The sequence below is a fragment of the Streptomyces hoynatensis genome, assembly GCF_003626535.1.
Lineage (GTDB): Bacteria > Actinomycetota > Actinomycetes > Streptomycetales > Streptomycetaceae > Streptomyces > Streptomyces hoynatensis.
Genome location: NZ_RBAL01000004.1, coordinates 86528 through 102208, shown reverse-complemented (window position 1 = coordinate 102208; position 15681 = coordinate 86528). Strand labels below are relative to the sequence as shown.

Below are 15681 nucleotides of genomic sequence, written 5' to 3'. Positions count from 1 at the left end.
CGGCGCAGTCTGGCGGGGCAGGCGAAGGGGAACGCGGCAGGCCGCAGGCGGGCAGAGGGCTCGCCGGCCGAGGCCTCGCCCGGAAGGAGACGAGCCGTGCCGGATGTGGTGATAGCGGGTGGAGGCGTGGTGGGCTGCGCAACGGCGGTGCACCTGCTGGAGGCGAGCCCGGGCATCGACGTGGTGGTCGTCGAGCCTGACCCGACTCATGCGAGGGCGGCAACCGGCCGGGGCACCGGAGGCGTCCGGCAGTTGTTCACCTGCCCGGAGAACATCGCCCTGTCCCAGTACACCCTGGAGGTGATCGGACACTGGGAGGACTGGGCCGGGACCACGTCCTGCCGGGCGCCCGACCTGCGCTGGCGTCCCCAGGGCTACCTGTTCGTCGCGGGCGAGGCGGACGTGCGTGCACTGGCGGACAACTTCGAGACGCAGCGGCTGCACCACGTCGACGCCGAGTGGATCGAGCCCGCCGCCCTGGCCTCGCGCTACCCGCAGCTGCACGTCGCCGACCTGGCCGGGGCGGTGCTTTCGGTCAGGGACGGCTGGCTGGACCCCAAGGCGTTCTTCGCGGGGGTAAGGGCCAAGGCGGAACGCCTGGGCGCCGCCTTCCTGACCGATCGGGTCGTGGACTTCACCGTCGCCCGGAACACGGTCCGCTCCGCCACCCTGGCCTCCGGCCGGGCGCTGACCGCGGGGGCCGTGGTCAACGCGGCCGGGACCCGGGCGCCCGGCCTGGCGGCCGGGCTCGGCATGCGGCTCCCCGTGGAACCCATGCGCCGCCACGAACACTACGTGCGGACCGGCCGCGACATCGGCCACCTGCCGTTCCTCAAGGACGTCGACGGCCTGGCCGTCCATCCCCACCTGTCCGGTCTCTCGGTGGGCCTGGTCGACTTCGGGCACCCAGGGGGCGAGAACTTCCGCGTCGACCCCACCTACTACGCCCGGCGCGTCGCACCTGCCCTCGCCCACCGCCTGCGTGGCCTGGGCCAGGTGGAGGAGCTGAGGACCTGGACGGGGCTGTACGACCAGAACCGTCTCGACGGCAACATGATCCTGGGCAACTGGCCCGGCCACCTGGACAACTTCTACGTCGCCTCCGGCTTCTCCGGTCACGGCTTCATGCACGCCCTGGGCGTCGGCCGGGGCCTGGCCGAACTGATCCTGGGCGGCGCGTACACCAGCTGTGACCTGCACCGCATGGGCTACCAGCGGGTCCTCGACGACCGCCCCTACCCCGAGCGGGGCATCCGCTAGGCCGGTACCGCGAGTGCGTTGCGCCGGCGCAGTGGGTGACGCCTCCCCCGGCGGGGGCATGCATGAGGGGAACGACGAGGGGGACCGCATGCCCGATCCGCGTCCCGGCCCGCGCCCCGATCCGCGTCCCGGCCCCGGGGAGTTGAAGGCCGCGCTCCGTGCCGTGCGGGAGTCCGCCGCCGCCGGGTACGCGGACGACCTGCTGCGCGGCGTCAACCTCCGCCCGGATCAGCTGCGGGAGCTGGACCGGCTGATCGGCCGCTGGTCCGCCCTGCTGCGGCTGCTGCCCGGGGACGCCCCGCCGCGTTCCGCCGCGGAGACCGCCCTCGGCCTGCTGCTGGCCGCCCGCGCCGCCTCCGGCCCCGGCGCGCGGCCGGGGGACCGGGCCGAGGCGCTGCGCCTGCTGCGCCGGGCGGACGCCACCGGCGCGGAGCCCACCGTTGCGGCGCGGCTTGCCCTGCTGAGCCTCCTGGTGCCGGAGCGGGTCCTGCTGGAACGGGCCGGCTCCCCCGAGGAGATCCTCTGGGCGGCGTTCGCCTTCGGCAGGAGCGGGAGCGAGGGCCCCCACGCCCCGGCGCCCGACCTGGCCGAGGCCTGCGGGGTCCTCGGCCGGCTCGCCTCCGCCCCGCTCCCGCCGCCCCTGCGGCAGCGGCTGGACCGCACCCGGGACCGCCTGGAGCTGGTGCGGCGCGTGTTCTCCTCGGAGATGACCCTGGAGGACCTGCGGAGGGTGCTTCCCCTCGTTCCCGGGCACGCCCTGCCGGCCTCCCACGGGTACTGGCAGCCGCCCCAGCCCGCCGCGGGCGCCGGGCAGACCGGCCCGCCGGGGCGGGCCCAGGAGGAAGGGGAACCCGAACTCGGCGCCCTCCTGCGGGACCCGGCCGGACGGGCGGACCCCGAGCGCCTGGAGCGCCTCGCCACCCGGATACGCGCGGCGCTCCACGCCCTGCCCCCGGACGCCCCCGCGGCGCGGCGGGCGCGGCTCGACCTGGCCGCGGCCCTCTCGCACGCCGGGAGGCTTTCGGGCGCCCTCCAGGACGGCGAGGCGGCCGACGAGCTGCGGCGGGCCGTCGAGAACGACCTCGCGGGCCTGCCCGGGCGCTCGCGCCCGGGGACCGACCTCGCCGTCTCCCGGGCCCTGCACGAGACGGCCCGCGCCGAACGCGGCCTGGGCGGCTCGGCCTTGCCCGGACTGATCGACGAACTGACGCGGCTCCACGAGACGTTGCCCGCCGACGACGTCAGGCGCCACCAGGTCGCGCTGGCCCTGGGCAACGCCCTGGTCCGCCACGGCCACCTGACCGGCGATGCGGACCTGCGCCGCGCGGGATGCCGCCGTCTGCGGGAGGCGATCGAGGTCGACTGGCCCCTGCCAGGCCCGTACCTCCCCCTGCTGCGGGCCTATGTGCTTGCGCTGCTGGCGGAGATCGACCCGGACGCCGGCGCCGCCCTCCTCGACGAGGCGGTGGCCGCGACGCACGGCGCCCTGGCCGCCTGGCGGGTCTACCCCGACAAGGAGTGCGCCCTCCGCCGGCAGCTGGGGCGGGCGTTGCTGACCGCCGCCGAGCGGGACCGGGACCCGCAGCGGCTGGAGCAGGCGATCGCGGAACTGACCCGGGCCCGCGCACTGGCAGCGGCCTCCGGCCGGGGAGGTCTCCACGAGGCGCTCGCGCTGCTCGCCCAGGCCCACGCCACGCGTTCCCGGCTTCCGCACTCCCCCGGCGACGGCACCCCGCGCACCCCGGCCGAGGCCACCGCGCGCGCCCGCGCCGACGTGGACGCGGCGCTGAAGGCCGGCCGGGCGGCGCTGGCCGAGCTGGCCGCCGAGGTGCTGCTGCAACTGGGCGCCGGCCACGGCCTGGAGCGGGCGCGCCAAGGCGCGGGCCACGCCCTGTCGCTGGCCAGGTTCGCCGCGGCCGAGCGCCGCGGCCGGGAGTTCTTCGAGGTGCTGGAGACCGGCCGGGCGATGGTGCTGCGCGCCGCAGCCGTCTCGCGGAACGTGCCGCACCTGCTGACGGCCGCCGGGCATCCGGCGCTGGCCGGGGAGTGGCGGCAGGCGGAGCACCGCGGCCTGCTGCGGCCGAGGCCGGCCATGGAACTGCTCGGGCCGAACGCCCCGCCGGGGCCCTCGATCCCGAGCACGCTGCGCCGCCGCGCCCTCGCCGCGCTCGGCGCGGGCACCGGCCGGGGCGTTGCGGCGCTGGTCGTCTCCCCTACCCTGGGGCAGCTCGCGAAGGCCGTCACGGCGGCCGGGGTCGACGCCCTCGTCTACCTGGTGCCGGGAGCCGCGCACCTCCCGGGCCACGCCCTGCTGGTGCGGCCGGGGAACCCGCCCGCCGTGCTGACCCTGCCGCGGCTCACCCTGACCGACCCGGCGCCGCGGGCCTACCTCGCCGCCGCCGCGGCGCGCTCGCGCCTGGGCCCCGACGCGGGCGCGGCCCGGCGCGAGGCGGCCGAGGAGAGGTGGCGGCGGGCGCTGGGCGAGCTGTGCGACTGGGCCTGGCCGGCGGCGATCGGGCCGCTCCTGGAGCGCATCGCCCCACGCGCCGCCGGCCCGCGCACCGCCGGCCCACACGCGCCCCCGCAGGCCGCCCCGCGGGCGCTGCCCCGGATCGTGCTGATCCCCTGCGACCGGCTCGGCCTGGTCCCCTGGCACGCGGCACGCACACGCCCGCGGACGGGGGCGGCCGGGTTCCGCTACGCCTGCGAGGAGGCGGTGTTCAGCCACGCGCCCTCCGGGGCCGACTTCCTGCGGGCGGCGGCCAGGCCGCGGCTGCCGCTCGCCGGGCGGCAGGTGCTGGTCGCCGACCCGGAGCTGAGCCTCGTGTGGTCCGCCATCGAGGTCGAGGCCCTGCGGGCGGCGTACTACCCCGCCGCCCAGTGCTACGGCGAACTCCCCGGCTCCCCCGCTGACGTGCCCGGCACCCCCGAGGAGGTCCTGGCCGCGCTGCCCGGCGGCGCGGCGCCTCCCCCCGGGCTGATCCACCTGGCCTGCCACGCCCTCGCGGGCCCGGGCCCGGCCCGTTCCGCCCTGCGGCTGGCGGGCGGCGAGCTGAGCGTGGCCCGCATCCTCGACCACCCCAACGCCGGGCCGCCCGGGGCCGCGGGACCGCTGGTGGTGCTCGGCGCCTGCGAAACGGACCTGAGCACCCAGGACCACGACGAGGCGCTGACCCTCGCCACGGCCCTGGTGGCCCGGGGCGCCTCCGACGTCGTCGGCTCCCGCTGGGCCACCCGGGACGGCGCCACGGCGGTCATGATGAGCGTCTTCCACCACTGCCTGACGGCCGAAGGACTCGCCCCCGCCGACGCCCTGCGGGCCGCCCAGCTGTGGATGCTCGACCCGGGCCGCCGTCCGCCCGCGCCGCTCGCCGACCCCCTCCTGCGCCGCGAGGCCACCCGCTCCGACCTCAACCAGCCGCACCTGTGGGCCGCGTTCACCCACCAGGGCAACCCGGCCCCGGCCGGCTGACCGCGGGCCGCGGCGCCGCCTTCGGCCCTCAGGGGGTGGCCGGCGAGCCGCCGCGGGCCAGTTCGGCGGCCAGGCGCCGCATGGCGACGGTGTTGGCCCGGCGGATCGTGGCCCGCACCAGCGGCGCCAGCAGCCGGTCGGCGAGCGGGGCCCGCAGCCAGGCGTACTCGAAGGAGACCCGGCTCCCTCCGGTGGGCAACGGCTCGATGCGGTAGGTGCCGCGGGCCAGCCTGCGCCCGCCCGCGCTGGTGTTCTCCTCGACGATGCGCCAAGGACGTTCGGCATCGATCACCTCGATGCCGACCTCCGCCTTCGCACCCCCCAGCGCGGCGGTGACCGTGGCCCGCGACCCGACCCCGCGGCCGGGCCCTTCGCCCCGCCAGTGGGTCAGGTAGTGGTCGGTGAACAGCTCGTGGTTGGCCATGACGTCGAGGAACTCGTAGACCGGTTCCGGCTCCTGCGGTACGTCGATCGACACGATGACAGCCCTCATGAACCGAACGGTACACCCACCCATGAACCACTTGGTACAGTCGGGCGGTGTCCACGAAACGACAGCGGAACGCCCAAGGCCCTGACCCGCGCGCCGCGCAGGAACGGGACGAGGCGCCCCGGGAACAGGCCACGGAGGCCCGGGAACAGGCCACGGAGGAGCGGGGCGAGGCAGCGGGGCCCGCGGAGCCCGGGGGTGACGGCGCGGTGGACCGCCGCGGGGAACTCCTCGCGGCGGCCACCGACTACGTGGCCGAGCACGGCATCGCCGGCCTGAGCCTGCGCCGCCTCGGCGCCGCGCTGGGGACCAGCCACCGCATGCTGATCCACCACTTCGGCTCGAAGGAGCGGCTGTTCGTCGAGATCGTGCGGGCCTCCGAGGAGCGGCAGCGCGAGGCACTCGCCCGGCTCGGGCACGACCCGGCGCTCTCCCCCGCCGACGCCGCCCGCAGCCTCTGGCACCGGCTCACCGACCCCCGACTGGCCGCGCAGGAACGGCTGTTCTTCGAGATCTGCGGCCAGGCCCTTCAGGGACGCCCCGAGGCGGTGCCGGTCCTGGACGGCCTCGTCACCGACTGGCTCGCCCCCCTCGCCGAGGCGGAGCGGGCGCAGGGCGCCGACCCCGCCACGGCCCGCGCCCGCGCCCGCCTCGGACTCGCCGCCGTCCGCGGCCTGTTGTTCGACCTGCTCGCCACCGGCGACCGGGCGGGCGTCGACGCGGCGATGGAGGAGTTCCTGCGCCTGTCCCAGACGCAGCCCGCACCCGCCCCCGGCCACCGGCAGTAACCCGGCCCCGGGCCGCCGCCCGCCCCCTGCTGAGCCGGGGGTGCCTCCTGCGGCGGGTGCGCCACCCCGATTGCGGCCGGAAGTAGGCATGTCCGGCGCCGCATTACCGTGCCAGAGTCCTCCCCACACCTGGCCCAAGGGGAAGGGGAAAGGCCATGGACGGAAGTTCCTCCGAGGAGGAAGAGCCGGATTCTCAAGGGTCGTACTCGCCGAGCGAGGACTCCGAGGAACACATGTCCGAGGACGAGATGAGCGCCGCCGAAGCGGCGGTCAACACGTTCGTCGGGCACGCCGCGGGGTGGGCGCAGGCGAACGCGCAGCGCATCACCGCGGCCTACAACAGCGACGGCGGCTGGGAGCTGTGGCTGGAGCTCGAGCTGTACCTGTGGCTGCGGGCGAACAGCAACCTGTCCGTCAGCCGGCAGGCGCGCAGCTATGCGGGGGCGGGCGCCAGGCAACGGGCGGACCTGCTGCTCGACAACGAGGTCATCGTCGAACTCAAGGCGGAAACGAGCGCGGAGAAGCCGCATGCCTTCGCCGCCAGGGTGGACAAAGACCGGGAGAAGGTCGACGCCATCGAGGAGCCCTCGGGCTCCGAGGAAAGCGAGGGTGAGAGCGAAGGCGGAACGCCCGCGGTGGTCGTCGCCTTCGTCGTGGACGAGGCCACCGCCGGCGAGATGGTGAAGCTCGGCGGCTTCCTCCGCAGGAAGACCCCGGCGGTCGACATCTTCTTCGAGCACACGAGCTGATCCCACCGGGCCGCCCGCCGGAGGCCCACACCCCCCACCCGGCGGGAAGGCTCACCCGGGGGCGCGGACGAGCGGCTGTCCGCCGAAGCCGGCGCGCCCGCGCGTCCGCGCGAAACTCACACCGCATCGGGTACGAGCCGACCGCGTCTCAAGGGAGCGGCCGCCTTCAAAGCCACCGCTGTGCCGCCTCGACGCTGTCCCCGCCGCTGGTGTTGAACGCGATGGCGGCCTGGGGCGCATGGCGCCGGATCAGGTTCACGATCCGCTCGAAGAGCGGCAGCAGAGCCTCGGTCTCGCGAATGCCGCCGCCGACGACCACCGGGGGGCGCACTCCTGGGGCTCACGCCGGGGCACACCGGGGCACACCGGGCTCCCGCCGGGGGGCGGGGTCTGTGGGCGGAGTCTGTGGGCGGTCTACGTGGCGGGCCGTCGGCCGGGTGCGGGTGGGTGCGGATGCACGAGAGGGAGGCTGGCTGCGGAAGGGGGGGTGCCGTGGGTGGCGGGGGTTGTCTGTGTGCGGGGGTGTGGGGGGTGGGGCGCCGTCCCGGGGTGGGTGGGGGTGCGGGCCGGTGTCTACGGGGGTGGCGGGTCTCGTCGCGGCCGGGGTCACAGAGGCAGCTGCTGCCGCGTACGACTTCTCGACGCGGAGACGGCCGGGCGCCGTTGCCGATGCCATTCCCGTCGACGAAAAGCGGAGACTCCACCGAGCTTCGTGGGACGTTCGACGCATGGCACGCGTGCCCGGTCATGTCTCCGGGAGGGACCGGTGAGCAGGAAACGGGGCGGCGGGGGTGGGCGGCGATGGAAGGCACTTGCGCAAGTTACTACGAATTCGTACTATCCATTTTCGTGACATCCGCAGACGTGCCGCCGGAAGGTCTCTCTCCTCTTCTGGCGCTCCAGCGCGCCACTCACGCCACCCTTCAGGTCCTCGCCGCCGAACTCGCCGGGCTCGGGTTGACCGCCGCCGAGATCAACGCCCTTGCCAACCTCGCCGACGGCCGCCCCCGTACCGCCTCCGAACTTGCCGCCGCGGTCGGCTCCCGGCCGACCACGCTGACCAGCATCGTGGACCGGCTGGAGCGGCGCGGCCACGTCACCCGCGGGCCGCGTCCGGGTGACCGCCGTTCCGTGCTCATCGAACTCACCGAATCCGGGCGGCAGGTGGCGGCCACCGTCACCGAGGCCGTCTCCGGACTGGAACGCCGCGCCCTCGACGGGCTGCCGCGCCAAGCCGTCGAGGGCTTTCACGCCGTGCTCCGGGCGCTGGCGGAGGTGGGGGCGTGAGTGCGGCCGATCCGTTCGACGAGCTGATGACCCAAGTCATGGCGGGTACCGGGCACTTCGGGCATCGCCAGCACGTGCACCTGACCTGGCTGGCCGTGCGCCGATACGGAACGCCCGCCGCGATCACCCTCGTCAGCGGCGGCATCCGGCGCACCGCCCGATACGCCGGCGCGCCGCAGAAGTACCACACCACCATCAGCCGCGCCTGGGTCGAACTGGTGGGCCACCACGCCGCCGAAACGCCCTGCGCGGACTTCGACGACTTCGCCGCCCTCCACCCCGCGCTCCTCGACAAGCGCCTGCTCACCCGCTTCTACCACCCGGCAACGCTCGCGAGCGCTCCCGCCCGCACGGGCTGGGTGGCACCGGACCGGACCCCGTTCCCCTGGACGGCCAACGGTCATTGACCCAGCCCCAGCCCAACACCAGCCACATGCCGTGACTGCCGAGCCGTATCCGTGGACCTTCCGGTCCTCGCGCACTTTCCCTGCACTTGCGTCCACGCCAACCCGACGGCCCCCTGCGCCCACGGCACCAGCCGCCCACAGGGCAAACCCCCCGAATAGCAGCCGGGTGCCATCCCGGGGGAAGAACAACTCACCTCTCTCGTCGACGGGAATGGCCTCAGCAACGGCGCCCGGCCGTCCCCACGGCGGGAAGTCGTACGCGGCAGCAGCTGCCTCTGTGACCCCGGCCGCGACGAGACCCGCCACCCCCGTATCCACCGGCCCGCACCCCCACCCACCCCGGAACGGCGCCCCACCCCCCACACCCCCGCAGACGGACAACCCCCCGCCACCCACGGCACCCCCCTCCGCAGCCAGCCTCCCCCTCGTGCATCCGCACCCACCCGCACCCGGCCGACCACCCGCCATGTAGACCGCCCACCGCTCCCGCCCCGGCCAACCACCCACCACGCAGACCACCCACAAACCCCACCCCCACCGGGGGCCCGGTGCGCCCCGGCGCGGGAAAACCCGGTGAACTGCGCCGCCCGCCCGGCGACAATGGCCGGCGTGGAAGAGGTCGAGGCCGCCATGGCAGAGGTCGAGGTCGTCGTCGCCCACAGCGAACGCACGACCCTGCGCGTCGGCGACGTGTTCCTGAAGGTGGACGCCGATCAGGCGCGGGCCGACGTCGAGGTCGAGGCCATGGCCAGGGCGCCGATCCCGACCCCGGAGGTCCTGTGGCGCAAGCCGCCCGTGTTGGCGCTGGCCGCCCTCCCGGGGGTGGCGCTCGGCCGCCTCGGCGAGCCCTCGCAGGCGACGCCGGGGGCGTGGGCCGCGGCGGGCGCCGCCGCGCGGGCGCTGCACGACGCGCCGCCGCCGCCGTGGCCCGGTCAGAGCCTGGACAAGACCGTCTCACACCTCGACCGCGAATGCGCCATGCTGATCGCCGGCGGGATCCTTCCCGCCGACGTGGTCACGCACAACCGCCGGGTCGCCGAGGCGGCGCTGCGGCCGTGGACGCCGGTGTTCGCACACGGCGACTTCCAGATCACCCACGTGTTCGTCGACGGTGAGCGGGTCACCGGCGTGCTCGACTGGTCCGAGGCGGGCCCGGGCGATGCCCTGTTCGACCTCGCCACCCTGACGCTCGGCCACGAGGAGCACCTCGATGACGTCCTCGCCGGGTACGGCACCGACGTCGACCGCGACGTGATCCGGGCCTGGTGGTCGGTGCGCAGCCTGAGCGCGATCCGCTGGCTGTCGGAGCACGGCTTCGACCCCGCGCCCGAGATCGCCGTCCTGCGGGCCCGGATGCCGTGAGCCTGGGCCTCGCGCGAGCGCCCCGCACCCCCGCCCGGCACTGGCTAGACGGGCGGGACCCGCCGCAGGCCCCCCGCGTTACCGCAGGCTCTCGCCGCGCGCGGGCCGGGGGATGGCGCGCAGCCGCTCCTCCAGTGCCTCCAGCAGGCCCGGCAGGTCGGTGGCGACGGCGAGGTCGTCCAGGGTGGCGGCGGCAAGGAAGCCGGCGTCGGCGATGCCGCGCAGGGCGGCGAGCAGCGGCGTCCAGAAGCCACCGGCGTCGAGGAGGCCGACGGGCTTGGCGTGGAAGCCGAGTTGGCGCCAGGACCACACCTCGAAGATCTCCTCCAGGGTGCCGAGGCCGCCGGGCAGGGCGGCGAAGGCGTCGGCGTGCTCGGCCATGAGCGCCTTGCGCTCGTGCATCGAGTCGCAGACGAGCAGTTCGGTCACTCCCTGGTGCGCCCATTCCCGCTCGACCATGCTGCGCGGGATGACGCCGATGACCTCGCCGCCCGCCTGCAGGGCGGCGTCCGCGAGCGCGCCCATCAGCCCCCGGCGGCCACCGCCGTAGACGAGGCCGATCCCGCGCCTGGCCAGCTCCGTGCCCACGCCGGCGGCCAGTTCGGCGTGCGCCGGGTCGTGCCCGTCGGAGGAGGCGAGGAAGACGGCGAGGCGGCGCATGAAGATCTCCCGGGTCGGCGGCGGCGGAGGCTCCGGTGTACCACAGGCGGGCCGGCGCCGGCCAAGGCTTAACCACGGGTAACGACCCTCGGACCGGCCCGGCGAGGCGGGGGCAGGTGGCGGCGCCCGGCGGGGGCCCGGCTCGCCGCCCACCCCTCCGGGAGGGACGGCAAGGGTACGCGCGCCTGGTGGCGCCCGTTCGTGCGCGGTGCGGGGCTCGCGCTGGACGGGGCGGGGGTGTGCCGTCCGCACGCCCCGGCCCCGCCGCCGGCTCACCGGATCTGGCGGCCCGAGATGGCGCGGGCGATGACCAGGCGCTGGATCTCGCTCGTGCCCTCGAAGATGGTGTAGATCTTCGCGTCCCGGTACATCCGCTCCACCGGGTGCTCCCGGCTGTAGCCGGCGCCGCCGAGGATCTGGACGGCCTTCTCCGTGGCGCGGACCGCGAGTTCGCCCGCGCGGAGCTTGGCCATCGAGCCCTCGCCCGCGGTGAAGGGGCGCTCGTTGCGGCCCATCCAGGCCGCGCGCCAGATCAGCAGCCGCACCGCGTCGATCTCGGTGCGCAGGTCGGCCAGGGCGAAGGCGATCGCCTGGTTCTCGACGATGGGGCGGCCGAACGCCACCCGCCCGCCCGCGTACTCCAGGGCGTACTCGTAGGCGGCGCGCGCGATGCCGAGCGCCTGCGCGCCGACGGTGGGCCGTGACACCTCGAAGGTGGCCATCGCCGCCTGCCCCTTGGCCCGGCCGCCCTCCCTGGCCCTGGCCAGCCGGCGTTCGAGGCGTTCCCTGCCGCCCAGCAGGCAGTGGCCCGGCACCCGGACGTCGTCGAGGAAGACGTCCGCGGTGTGCGAGGCGCGCAGGCCCAGTTTCTTGATCTTGCGGTTGCCGGCCAGGCCCGGGGTGCCGGGCGGGACGACGAACGCCGCCTGGCCGCGGGCGCCGAGGGCGGGGTCGACCGAGGCGACGACGACGTGGACCTCGGCGATGCCGCCGTTGGTGATCCACGCCTTCTGCCCGTTGAGCACCCACTCGTCGCGGGCCTCGTCGTACCGGGCGCGGGTGCGCATGGCGGACACGTCGGAGCCGGCCTCGGGTTCGGAGACGCAGAACGCCGCGACCTTGGGGGCCGTTGCGTCGCCGAAGCACTGCGGCACCCACTCGGCCAGCTGCTCCGGGGTGCCCGCGGCGAAGATCCCCGCCACGGCCAGGGAGGTGCCGAACAGCGCCATGCCGATGCCGGCGTCGCCCCAGAACAGCTCCTCGTTGGCCAGTTGAAGGGACAGCCCGCTCGGGTCGCCGAACATCTCGGCCAGCGACTCGAAGCCGTAGAGCCCGATCTTGGCCGCCTCCTGGATGATCGGCCAGGGGGTCTCCTCGCGTTCGTCCCACTCGGCGGCGGCGGGCCGTACGACGTCGGCGGCGAAGCCGTGCACCCAGTCGCGCAGGTCGCGCTGTTCCTCGGTGAGGTCAAGGGAGAAACCGCTCATGTGCCCTCACGCCTTGGGGATGTCGAAGAGGCGGGTGAGTCCCGAGGCCAGCCCGATGTCCCCGCCGACCTTGAGCTTGCGGGTCATGAACATCGTGACGGGGCTGCCGTTGCCCGAGACCAGCCTGAGGAACTCGGCGTCGCGCAGGGTGAGCGTCACCCGCGGCTCGGCGTCGGAGCGGCCCTCGCGTACGGTGCAGGCGCCGTCGGCGATGGTGGTCTCGTAGACGACGGCCGGGTCGCCGAGCACCTCCCAGCGGATCAGGGCGCGCAGCGATCCTGCGCTCTCCGGGCGGAACTGCCGCACCATCCGGGCGAAGATCTCCGCCAGCACGCGCGTGCGCAGGTCGCCGCGCATCAGCTCGGCGATCTCCTTGCCTGAGAGCTTCTTGACCAGCGCGGCGAACTCGGCCGGCGTGATGCTCGCGAAGTCGAGGTCGGCCAGGCCGCCGAGGCCGGGCGTCGGATCGGGCATCGCATCCATTCCTTACCCTCAAGTAGACTTACTGATGAGTAAGATTAGAAGACGTGTGGATAGGCTGGCAAGGGTGACCGACATCGACAGGCCGAGACGCAGGCTGCCCCGCAGCGTGCGCGAGCAGGAGATCATCGACGCCGCCCTGCGGGTCTTCGCCAAGCGGGGCTACCGCGCGGCGGTGGTGGACGAGATCGCCGACCTGGCGGGCATCTCCAAGCCGATGGTCTATCTGTATCTCGGTTCCAAGGAGGGCCTGTTCATCGCCTGCATCCGGCGCGAGACCCAGCGTCTGGTCACCGCGTTCCGGGAGGCGGCCGGCGCCGGGGACGACCCGGCCAGGCGGCTGTGGGCGGGGCTGACGGCGTTCTTCGGCTTCGTGGCCGCGCACCGGGACAGCTGGGTGGTGCTGCACCGGCAGGCGCCCGAGCAGAGCGAGGCCATCGCGGCGGAACTGGCCGCGGCCAGGCGTTCGGTGCGGGCCGAGGTCACCGGGCTGATCGGCGACGGCATCGCGCGGGGCGCCGGCGGCGCGGTGCACCTGGGCCGGGACGACGCCGACTTCGTGGCCCACGCCCTGGTGGGCGCGGCCGACTCGCTGACCGACTGGATGGAGCTGCACCCGGGGGAGCCGCCCGAGGGCGTCACGCTGCGGCTGATGAACATGACCTGGGTGGGCATGCGCAACGTGCTGGCGGGCGAGGTCTGGGCGCCCCCGCGGTGACCGCGGGCGCCGGGTGGGCGGCGCGGTCACCGCGGGTGCCACCGGGCGGCCTCAGGCCCGGTGGGGGGACACCAGGCCGCGCAGGTGCTCCCGGCGGCCGTCCTCGCCCCGCAGGCCGAACGCCCCGCCGCGGGTCCTGAAGGTCACCAGGGCGGGCAGCAGGACGGGCGCGCGGAAGGTCACCGTCACGGTGAACTCCTCCGGCAGGGCGCCCCGTTCGGCCAGCGCGGCCAGGCAGCGGGCCTTGGTCCACATGCCGTGCGCGAGGGCCCGGCGGAAGCCGAAGGGGCGGGCGGTGAGCGGGTGCAGGTGGATCGGGTTGCGGTCGCCCGAGACGGCCGCGTACCTGCGGCCGATGGCGGCCGGCACGGTCCACTCCTCGGCCGCCCACGCCCCGCCGGGCTCCTCCTCCCCGCCCGAACGCCCCGCGGCCGGACGCCCCGCCGCCGGATGCACCGCCGCCGGATGCCCCGCCGCCGCAGCCTCCGCGCCTGGCCACTCTCCCGTAGCGCCATCCCCCACCGTGCCATCCCCCACCTCCGGAGGGCCGGGAGCGGTGCCCTCGGGCCGCGGGTGGCGGCTGAGGTAGGTGGCGGCCGAGCGCCACACCACGGCGGTGCCGTCGTCGGCCTCGGTCACCACGGCGAACGTGCTGCCCCTGCGGTGCGGGCGCGGCTGCTCGATCCCCACCCGGTAGGTCAGCCGCTCCGCCGGGCCGATCGGCCGCACCTGGTCGATGCGGTTGGCGGTGTGGACGAGGCCGAGCACCGGGAACGGGAAGTCACGCCGCGTCATCAGGTCCATGGCGGCCGGGAACGCGATCAGGTGCGGGTAGCAGGCCGGCACCCGGTCCCGCGGGGCGGGGTCGCCGGTGAGGCGGGCGTAGCGCTCCAGCCGGTCCCGGCCGAACGCCACGTCGGGGAGCACCACGGTCCGCTCGGGCACCACGGCCCCGGCGGGGTCGGCGCGGCGCCGCGGCACCAGCGCGCGGGCGTAGGCGGCGAGCACGGCGGTCACGCTCCCAGCAGGGCCTGGCCGCACACGCGGAGCACCTGCCCGTTCAGGGCGCCGCTGCCCGGCGAGGCCAGGTAGGCGACGGCCTCGGCCACGTCGACCGGCAGGCCGCCCTGGCTCAGGCTGTTCATCCGGCGGCCGGCCTGGCGGATGAACAGCGGGAGGGCGGCGGTCATCCGGGTCTCGATGAACCCGGGCGCCACCGCGTTGACGGTGATGCCGCGCGCCGCGGTCTCCGCGGCGCGGGCCGTGGCCTGGACCAGGCCGATCAACCCGGCCTTGCTCGCTGCGTAGTTGGTCTGGCCGACGTTCCCCGCGATGCCGCTGATGGAGGAGGTGCACACGATCCGGCCGCCGTCGCGGAGCTGCGGCAGCAGCCCTGCGGTCAGCCGCTCGACGGCCCGCAGGTTGACGTCGATGACCGCCTGCCAGCGGGCGGCGTCCATCCGGCCCAGGGTCTTGTCGCGGGTGATGCCCGCGTTGTGCACCACGATGTCGAGCCCCTCGGCCGCCGGGCCGCTCAGCCCGTCCACCAGCCGGCGCGCGGCGTCCTCGCCGGTGACGTCCAGCGCGACCGCGGTGCCCCGCAGGCGGTCCGCGGCCGCGCGCAACGCCTCGGCCTTGTCCGGGACATCGAGGCACACCACGTGGGCGCCGTCGCGGTGCAGCACCTCGGCCACCGCCGCGCCGATGCCCTGGGCGGCCCCGGTCACCAGGGCGGTCCGGCCGGCCAGCGGCCGGTCCCAGTCCGCCGGCGCCGCCGCGCCCGCCGGGGCCAGCCGCAGGGTCTGCCCGGAGACGTAGGCCGAGCGGGCCGAGAGCAGGAACCTGACGGTGGACTCCAGCGCGTCCTCCGCACCGGGGGGTATCAGCACCAGCTGCGCCGTCGAGCCGTTCCGCAGCTCCTTGCCGAGCGAGCGGACGAAGCCGTCCAGCGCCCGCTGCGCCGCTGCCTCTCCCGGGGTGGCGGCCGTCTCGGGCGGGCTGCCGAGCACCAGCACCCGGCCGCAGGGGGCCAGGGCGCGGACCCTGGGGTGGAAGAAGGCGTGCAGCTCGGCGAGCTGCCGGCTGTCGGCGATGCCGGTGGCGTCGAAGACGAGCGCGCCGGGCCGCTCGCCCCCGCCCTCCCTGCGCCGCTCGCCCCCGCCCTCCCTGCGCCGCTCGCCCCCGCCCTCCCTGCGCTGCTCGCCCCCGCCCTCCCCGCGCTGCTCGCCCCCGCCCTCCCTGCCCTGCGATTCCCCGACCCGCGCCCCGCAGGAGTCGAGCACCGCGCGCAGCTGCTTGCCGGCCCGGGCACCCTCCGCACCGCCGAGCACCACCGGGCCGCGGGCCACCGGCTGACCCGGCCGGTATCGCGTCAGCCGGACCGGCCGCGGCAGCCCCAGGCGGCGGGCGAGGAAGCGGCCGGGGCGGCTGGTGGCGAACGACAGATACCGATCGGCCATTGATTTCCTCCTTACTGGAAGGTAAGTCTACTGAGAAGTAAAGCAGGAGCGCACAGGGAGAG

The 15681-nt window shown here is 75.5% G+C and carries 15 protein-coding genes; 8 read left to right on the top strand and 7 right to left on the bottom strand.

From position 1 onward, the window contains the following. Positions 1-96 precede the first annotated feature (96 nt). Both D7294_RS08590 and D7294_RS08585 read left to right on the top strand, forming a co-directional pair. The gene (locus tag D7294_RS08590; RefSeq protein ID WP_158674587.1) at positions 97-1260 is read left to right on the top strand and encodes an NAD(P)/FAD-dependent oxidoreductase; all 1164 of its coding nucleotides are present in this window, start codon (positions 97-99) and stop codon (positions 1258-1260) included. 88 nt (positions 1261-1348) lie between these two features. Next, positions 1349-4732 (top strand): CHAT domain-containing protein, encoded by a 3384-nt coding sequence (locus D7294_RS08585; protein WP_147450792.1) that lies wholly within the window; start codon positions 1349-1351, stop codon positions 4730-4732. A gap of 28 nt (positions 4733-4760) precedes the next feature. Here D7294_RS08585 and D7294_RS08580 read toward each other — a convergent pair whose 3' ends face one another. Beyond that, positions 4761-5225 (bottom strand): SRPBCC family protein, encoded by a 465-nt coding sequence (locus D7294_RS08580; RefSeq protein ID WP_120677293.1) that lies wholly within the window; start codon positions 5223-5225, stop codon positions 4761-4763. A 47-nt stretch (positions 5226-5272) separates the two neighbouring features. Here D7294_RS08580 and D7294_RS08575 point away from each other — a divergent pair, with 47 nt between their 5' ends. Further along, complete coding sequence (locus D7294_RS08575) at positions 5273-6010, top strand: TetR/AcrR family transcriptional regulator (protein WP_241562205.1); 738 nt, start codon at positions 5273-5275, stop codon at positions 6008-6010. A 155-nt stretch (positions 6011-6165) separates the two neighbouring features. Then, the gene (locus D7294_RS08570) at positions 6166-6759 is read left to right on the top strand and encodes a GxxExxY protein (RefSeq protein WP_147450791.1); all 594 of its coding nucleotides are present in this window, start codon (positions 6166-6168) and stop codon (positions 6757-6759) included. A 166-nt stretch (positions 6760-6925) separates the two neighbouring features. Here D7294_RS08570 and D7294_RS31840 read toward each other — a convergent pair whose 3' ends face one another. Further along, positions 6926-7090 (bottom strand): hypothetical protein, encoded by a 165-nt coding sequence (locus D7294_RS31840; RefSeq protein WP_158674586.1) that lies wholly within the window; start codon positions 7088-7090, stop codon positions 6926-6928. A gap of 518 nt (positions 7091-7608) precedes the next feature. On the opposite strand from D7294_RS31840, the gene D7294_RS08565 reads away from it, so the two are divergent. From D7294_RS08565 to D7294_RS08555, 3 genes are all read left to right on the top strand, one after another. Further along, the gene (locus D7294_RS08565; RefSeq protein ID WP_206619486.1) at positions 7609-8046 is read left to right on the top strand and encodes a MarR family winged helix-turn-helix transcriptional regulator; all 438 of its coding nucleotides are present in this window, start codon (positions 7609-7611) and stop codon (positions 8044-8046) included. Continuing rightward, positions 8043-8453, top strand: a complete 411-nt coding sequence (locus D7294_RS08560) for a hypothetical protein (RefSeq protein WP_206619485.1) — start codon at positions 8043-8045, stop codon at positions 8451-8453. Before D7294_RS08565 ends, D7294_RS08560 begins: the two co-directional genes overlap by 4 nt. Before the next feature lie 630 nt (positions 8454-9083). Then, positions 9084-9815, top strand: coding sequence for a phosphotransferase family protein (locus D7294_RS08555; protein ID WP_120677862.1), 732 nt, complete (start codon positions 9084-9086; stop codon positions 9813-9815). A gap of 78 nt (positions 9816-9893) precedes the next feature. Here the strand turns inward: D7294_RS08555 and D7294_RS08550 are convergent, their stop codons facing one another. From D7294_RS08550 to D7294_RS08540, 3 genes are all read right to left on the bottom strand, one after another. Further along, positions 9894-10475 carry an LOG family protein gene (locus tag D7294_RS08550; RefSeq protein WP_120677287.1) on the bottom strand — a complete coding sequence of 194 codons (582 nt, stop codon included), beginning with the start codon at positions 10473-10475 and terminating at the stop codon, positions 9894-9896. A 272-nt stretch (positions 10476-10747) separates the two neighbouring features. Then, a complete protein-coding gene (locus D7294_RS08545) occupies positions 10748-11962 on the bottom strand; it encodes an acyl-CoA dehydrogenase family protein (protein ID WP_120677285.1) in 1215 nt (404 codons plus the stop codon). A 6-nt stretch (positions 11963-11968) separates the two neighbouring features. Next, a complete protein-coding gene (locus D7294_RS08540) occupies positions 11969-12436 on the bottom strand; it encodes an SCP2 sterol-binding domain-containing protein (protein WP_120677283.1) in 468 nt (155 codons plus the stop codon). Between the two features lie 73 nt (positions 12437-12509). On the opposite strand from D7294_RS08540, the gene D7294_RS08535 reads away from it, so the two are divergent. Continuing rightward, positions 12510-13160: a TetR/AcrR family transcriptional regulator gene (locus D7294_RS08535; RefSeq protein ID WP_241562204.1), complete on the top strand. Its 651-nt coding sequence runs from the start codon at positions 12510-12512 to the stop codon at positions 13158-13160. Between the two features lie 51 nt (positions 13161-13211). Here D7294_RS08535 and D7294_RS32990 read toward each other — a convergent pair whose 3' ends face one another. Then, positions 13212-14177 carry a MaoC/PaaZ C-terminal domain-containing protein gene (locus D7294_RS32990; RefSeq protein ID WP_241562203.1) on the bottom strand — a complete coding sequence of 322 codons (966 nt, stop codon included), beginning with the start codon at positions 14175-14177 and terminating at the stop codon, positions 13212-13214. Continuing rightward, a complete protein-coding gene (locus tag D7294_RS08525; RefSeq protein WP_120677279.1) occupies positions 14174-15619 on the bottom strand; it encodes a 3-oxoacyl-ACP reductase in 1446 nt (481 codons plus the stop codon). The genes D7294_RS32990 and D7294_RS08525 overlap by 4 nt, the downstream gene beginning before the upstream one ends. Positions 15620-15681 lie beyond the last annotated feature (62 nt).

Bases quoted from the DNA above. Each gene is read 5' to 3' on its own strand.
- D7294_RS08550 (WP_120677287.1), bottom strand. From the start codon at position 10,475: ATGCGCCGCCTCGCCGTCTTCCTCGCCTCCTCCGACGGGCACGACCCG.
- D7294_RS08525 (WP_120677279.1), bottom strand. From the start codon at position 15,619: ATGGCCGATCGGTATCTGTCGTTCGCCACCAGCCGCCCCGGCCGCTTC.
- D7294_RS08540 (WP_120677283.1), bottom strand. From the start codon at position 12,436: ATGCCCGATCCGACGCCCGGCCTCGGCGGCCTGGCCGACCTCGACTTC.
- D7294_RS08585 (WP_147450792.1), top strand. From the start codon at position 1,349: ATGCCCGATCCGCGTCCCGGCCCGCGCCCCGATCCGCGTCCCGGCCCC.
- D7294_RS08545 (WP_120677285.1), bottom strand. From the start codon at position 11,962: ATGAGCGGTTTCTCCCTTGACCTCACCGAGGAACAGCGCGACCTGCGC.
- D7294_RS08555 (WP_120677862.1), top strand. From the start codon at position 9,084: ATGGCAGAGGTCGAGGTCGTCGTCGCCCACAGCGAACGCACGACCCTG.
- D7294_RS08570 (WP_147450791.1), top strand. From the start codon at position 6,166: ATGGACGGAAGTTCCTCCGAGGAGGAAGAGCCGGATTCTCAAGGGTCG.
- D7294_RS08580 (WP_120677293.1), bottom strand. From the start codon at position 5,225: ATGAGGGCTGTCATCGTGTCGATCGACGTACCGCAGGAGCCGGAACCG.